We start from the raw sequence: 5394 nt of genomic DNA on the forward strand, positions 1-5394 counted from the left end.
CTTCTATTGCGTATAGAGCAATAGTAGTTTCATTTCCTCAAGCACTCCGAGATGGGGGATGGAATTTTCCTTCTATTGCGTATAGAGCAATAGTAGTTTCATTTCCTCAAGCACTCCGAGATGGGGGATGGAATTTTCCTTCTATTGCGTATAGAGCAATAGTAGTTTCATTTCCTCAAGCACTCCGAGATGGGGGATGGAATTTTCCTTCTATTGCGTATAGAGCAATAGTAGTTTCATTTCCTCAAGCACTCCGAGATGGGGGATGGAATTTTCCTTCTATTGCGTATAGAGCAATAGTAGTTTCATTTCCTTAAGCACTCCGAGATGGGGGATGGAATTTAAGAAAAATTGCTAGTGCAGCATATTCGGGAAGGATGCCAAAATAAGAATCTAAACTGCTAAAAAATTCTAACTTCAATGACTATACTCGGCTCTGATTCACAAAAATTAAATAAATACTACCAAGTTTTTGGTAAAAATGATGTAACTTGGCATTGGCAAGAATGGCAAGGACGACCTTACCTGACCTGTAGCCTCTTAAAAAACTGGCCTCATGGTTTTTTTACTCACCATTTTTCTCCTAGTACACCAACAGAATTAGTAGATATATTACATCCCTCTGCTGAGGTATATCGCGTCAAGCAAGTACATGGCAATACTGTACTTACAGCAGGGAAATCTACTCTTGAAGCTGAAGCAACTTATGCCGAAGCTGATGGTCTACTAAGTGAAAAAGCCAAACAAGCCGTTTGGGTATGTACTGCTGACTGTGTTCCTGTTTTAATTGCTGACCAAAAAACTGGACAAGTAGCAGCTATTCATGCTGGGTGGCGTGGTACTGCGGCAAAAATTGTCTCGGTGGCATTGGCAGGTTTTCAGGCCCACGGGAGTCAATTATCTGATTTGCTAGTTGTGCTTGGCCCTGCTATTAGTGGAGAGGTTTATCAAGTCTCTGAAGAAGTGGCTGCTCAAGTGGGAGTAACTATTTTTCCAGAAACAGGTAAAGGAAACATTGAAGATATTTTGCATTTTCTGGAGTTTTTACCTAATTCACCAATTTTATCTGATCCTGAACCGGAAAAAGTTCGCTTAGATGTTCGTTTGGTAAATATCTTACAATTGAAACAGTTAGGTATTGGTAATCAACAGGTGGGGATCGCTCCTTATTGTACTTATCAACAACCGGATTACTTTTTCTCTTATCGGCGTGAAAAACAGAAAAAGGTGCAGTGGTCAGGAATAGTTAGTAGCTGAGATTGATATTAAGTCAAAAGTAATACAAGTTAATAATAGGTATTTGGAAAAAAACTTTGTACTTCTGAGATTAATTTTTTTGTTTTCCTTGTGTGAACCTAATACCACTTGGAAACAAGAATGAGACAAAAAGGTGCATCTCGATCGCAGATTCTGAAAAAGAGCTGCTCTAATTTATTTTAGACAGTTTCATCCTAGAGAGTTAGCTCGATCATTTTTCCCTTTTTTTTCAATATCTACATCCTTTTCTCCTAGATAACCAAAGCCTTATTTTTTGCTTCCTTCTTCCCTCTTACTTAGAGATATTTGTAAAGTCAACTAGGCATATTTCTGGAAAAGTGGATAAGATTAAAATACTGTAATCGAGTATTGTGTCACATTTTAAAAGATTATTAATAAATTCCTATGAGCAATCAGAGTCATTATCAACAACTTGGTCTCACTGAAGATGCTTCTTTTGAGGAAATTCAAGCAGCAAAAGAACGTTTGAAGCAAGAGCACGGTGACGATCGGAAAGTTATGGAAAATATTGAAGCTGCTTATGATGCTATTTTGATGGACCGTCTACGGTTGCGTCAGGAAGGCAAAATTAAAGTGCCTGAGCGTATTCGCTTTCCAGATAGGCAAACAAAAAAAGACCCTGATAGTTTAACTCCAGGGCCAAATAATCAAGCACCTGCTTGGGTACAAAATTTGATTGATACTCCTAGTCAAGCTGATATTCTATGGCCTAGTGGGATATATGTGGTCTTAGGTGCAATTAGTATTTATTCTGGGGTTAGTCAACCTTCTACTTTGCAGCTAACTTTGGCTTTGGGAGTTGGTGGTTGTCTTTATTTCCTTAACCGCAAAGAAAATAAGTTTGGCCGTGCGGTTTTGTTGACAGTTGGTGGTTTAATTTTTGGGTTGATTTTAGGGGGAATACTGAGTGCTTTGGCGACTGGTTTAGCAACAGAAGTATTTATTACTTTGGTAACTTTTTTGGTGTTATGGATGGTGAGTTGTTTTTTACGTTAGTTTTTGGCAGAAGTAAAAAGGAAGAAGAAAATTATGGTGTTTTTATCCCAAATCTTCCTGATTTATTACTGAAAAACCATACCTTTTAGGGTTAAGGAAATTTTGAGTAATTAATTGATTTTATGTAGGGTGGTTGAATCTTGAATAATTGATATTTATCCTAGATAAAGTAGGGTTGCCCACCCTACTTTGAATACCTCAAGGATAAGGAAAAACAGATTATTACTTCTATACTTAAATTTTTGTTATTTTTTACTCAAAAACTACAGCATAGATGCACATGAATATTGCCTCTTTAAAAACGCAGTTCCGCTACAAAAGCTTAGGTGACAGCTGAATGCTTACGTTATGATTTATTAATTGTCCAAAAGGGGAATTGTTGAGTAGGTTCTAAACTAACTCCACTAATATTTTTTTGAGTAAATACATAATCTTTATCTAACCACAATGGGATAAAAGGAACATCTTCTCCTAATAATTCTTGAATTTCTATGAAAATAGCTTGACGTTTTTCTGGGTCTTGCTCTTGACGTTGTTGTTGGATTAATTGATTTACCTCATCGCTATAATAGAATGAACCTTGAAATTGACTAGCTCCTTCTTCACAACCTTTTTCTTTTGAACCTTTGGTACATTCTAAAAATGGTTGGATATAGTTATCGGCATCAATAAAGTCTCCGTACCAATCTAAGATAAATGTTTGATATACTCCTTTATCTAAGTTTTTAAAGGCGGTAGCTGCTTCTACGCTATTCAATTCTAATTCCATTAAACCTTCTAATTTTTGCTCTACAGATGCTTTTAATGTACTGGCTGTTAATTGCCTCTTAGTGGAGTTTGCAGCATACCAAATTTCTATTTTTGCTGGGCTATTTTGAGAATATCCTGCCTCTTTTAATAATTCTTTGGCTTTGTCAAAATTTCCATCTCCATAATTTTCTTGAAATACTGGTTTATAACCATCAAATTTTGTAGGGATTAGACTATAAACTGGTTCAGCTTTTCCTTGTAAAACTCGTTCATTTAGTAATTTCCTGTCAATAATAGATGCTAAAGCTTGTCTAACAGCTTTGTTATTTAATGGTTCTGAATTGAGATTTAAAACCATGTAATTAACTGTCTTACCATCTGTAGAGATTACTTGCCATCCTTGACGGGTAGCTTCTGCTTCTAAATTAGTAATTTGGTCGGTATCTAAAGAAAAATATGCTACATCAATAGCCCCTGTTTTAAAAGCATTAAATAGGTTGGCTGAACTAGAAAATATTTGAATGTCAATTCCTTGATTTTTTGCTTTTTCTCCCCAATAATTTTCAAATGTATCTAACCGTAAAACGTCAGTACCATACTCAGATAATTTGTAGGGACCAGTGCCAATAAATGTATCAGGTTTGAATTGATTTTCAGCTATTGTATAAGCTTGTGGGGAAATAGCACATAGACCAGAAAATGCTAATAAAGGAGTGAAAGCTGCAAAAGGTTTTTTCAGTTTAATTGTTAATTGATATTCTCCGGTAGCTTCTACTGACTCAACCGTATTAGTTAGCAAAGAAGAAGGTGGACCACTGTTTTTAATAAAACGTTTTAAAGAAAAGGCCATTGCTTCGGCGTTGAAGGGAGTACCGTCATGGAATGTTACTCCTTCACGAATGGGAATAGTATATGTTGTGCCATTTTCACTAATTTTTGGCATTTCTGTTGCTAGTTGGGGTACAAGTTCCGTTGTTCCTAACTTGTAACCGTAGAGGCGATCGCCTAAGTTATAGAGTAAGTTACCGGATATTACTTCGTAGGCGTCTGCAGGATCAATAGTTCGAGGTTTTAAAGTTGTGCCAATAGTAATGCGATTTGTATTTGTTTCTGTAGTTAGGGTATTATCGGGATTATTCTGAGGTTGGCTACAACTAATGACTAGGAAGCAGCAAAGACAAAACAAACCAACAAATTGAATAATTGACTGCCAGGAATGGTTGATTAAATTAAATGATTTATGTTTGACCAATTTGACTATTTACCTCTCTGATATCTAAATAATATAGCTTTAATATATTAAATTAAAAGGTACGAAATTCTAGATTTCAGGGAACAGTGGTGTGAGAACGCGTCGGCGACAGACGTACTTGGTAGCGCACCAAGATAGGGAACAAGAAAACATAATAGAATAAGAATAAGTGTGCTTCACAAAAAGTGAGAAACACTATATTTTTATTTTTGTTTGTTGATATAAATTTAACTAATATAGGGATAGTTTTTTATTGTTTCAGTTTTAAATTTAAGTAGATTTGATATTTAATCTTAAGTTCTTGCCAAATATTACTTAATCTCAGCAAGTCAATTTTTTTGAAGTGAGCTTTTCCAGGGTTGGTATAAAAATACAAAATTTTGAAAATCTTATTTCCTTACCTCTAGCAAGATATTAAAATGGCAATAGGATTGCTATAACTAGATTTAATTAATCTCAGGAGTATTGATTGTAATATTCAGATTGCAATTAATAAAAATAATTTCTTCAAATATATATAGCAATCTGATTTAAGTTATGAGATATTGAAGACTTTTAGGGAAGGGGGAACAGGTAACAGAGAAGAAAAAAAAATGAATATTATAACTGCTATATTCTATTCTTTTAATTACTTATCAGCTTTTCCGTTCCGGAATGCTCCGCAAACAGAATTTAGCTGGAGCGCTAAAAAAATTCAAGGGTTCAAGTCGCTCACTATATTTTAAAAAATTAGTGGTGCGCTTTTTTAGGGGTTTGTAGACGCGGAGCAGCTTCTCTTGAGTATCCCTCATTATAGAACCCCTAAGCGTATCTTTATAAATATGCGCGTTAGCTAGGAGTTAGGAGACAGGAGTTCATTAATTGATAATTGATAATGGATAATTGATAATTACCTCTGGTTAAAACCGAGAGGATTGAAGATTGGGAAATATCATTTCTCTTCTCTTGGTCGATTGGATATGCCGAGGTCTCCTCGGCATCCCATCCTAACGGACTGCTCCGCAAACGACCGCTCTCTTGGTTGATTGGATATGCCGTTAGCGGAGCGGCTCTGTTAAGAGCGGGAGACCTCGGCATCCCTCGACCGCTTTTTCCCCTATCCAAGGGGAGGCTTTAAA

At 35.9% G+C, this 5394-nt stretch carries 4 protein-coding genes; 3 read left to right on the forward strand and 1 reads right to left on the reverse strand.

The features are described from left to right. From ACP6PL_RS05015 to ACP6PL_RS05025, 3 genes are all read left to right on the forward strand, one after another. Positions 1-317: hypothetical protein (locus tag ACP6PL_RS05015; RefSeq protein ID WP_426543186.1), on the forward strand; the 317-nt coding region annotated here is incomplete at its 5' end. 103 nt (positions 318-420) lie between these two features. Next, positions 421-1257, forward strand: a complete 837-nt coding sequence (gene pgeF / locus ACP6PL_RS05020) for a peptidoglycan editing factor PgeF (RefSeq protein WP_426543188.1) — start codon at positions 421-423, stop codon at positions 1255-1257. Positions 1258-1662: 405 nt separating this feature from the next. Next, complete coding sequence (locus ACP6PL_RS05025; RefSeq protein ID WP_426543190.1) at positions 1663-2274, forward strand: CPP1-like family protein; 612 nt, start codon at positions 1663-1665, stop codon at positions 2272-2274. 346 nt (positions 2275-2620) lie between these two features. Here the strand turns inward: ACP6PL_RS05025 and ACP6PL_RS05030 are convergent, their stop codons facing one another. Next, positions 2621-4276 carry an ABC transporter substrate-binding protein gene (locus tag ACP6PL_RS05030; protein ID WP_426543192.1) on the reverse strand — a complete coding sequence of 552 codons (1656 nt, stop codon included), beginning with the start codon at positions 4274-4276 and terminating at the stop codon, positions 2621-2623. Positions 4277-5394 lie beyond the last annotated feature (1118 nt).

This window comes from Dapis purpurea BLCC-M126 (assembly GCF_050015975.1).
Lineage (GTDB): Bacteria > Cyanobacteriota > Cyanobacteriia > Cyanobacteriales > Microcoleaceae > Trichodesmium.

Excerpts from the sequence above, each read along its gene's own strand:
- pgeF (WP_426543188.1), top strand. The coding sequence starts at position 421 with ATGACTATACTCGGCTCTGATTCACAAAAATTAAATAAATACTACCAA.
- ACP6PL_RS05025 (WP_426543190.1), top strand. The coding sequence starts at position 1,663 with ATGAGCAATCAGAGTCATTATCAACAACTTGGTCTCACTGAAGATGCT.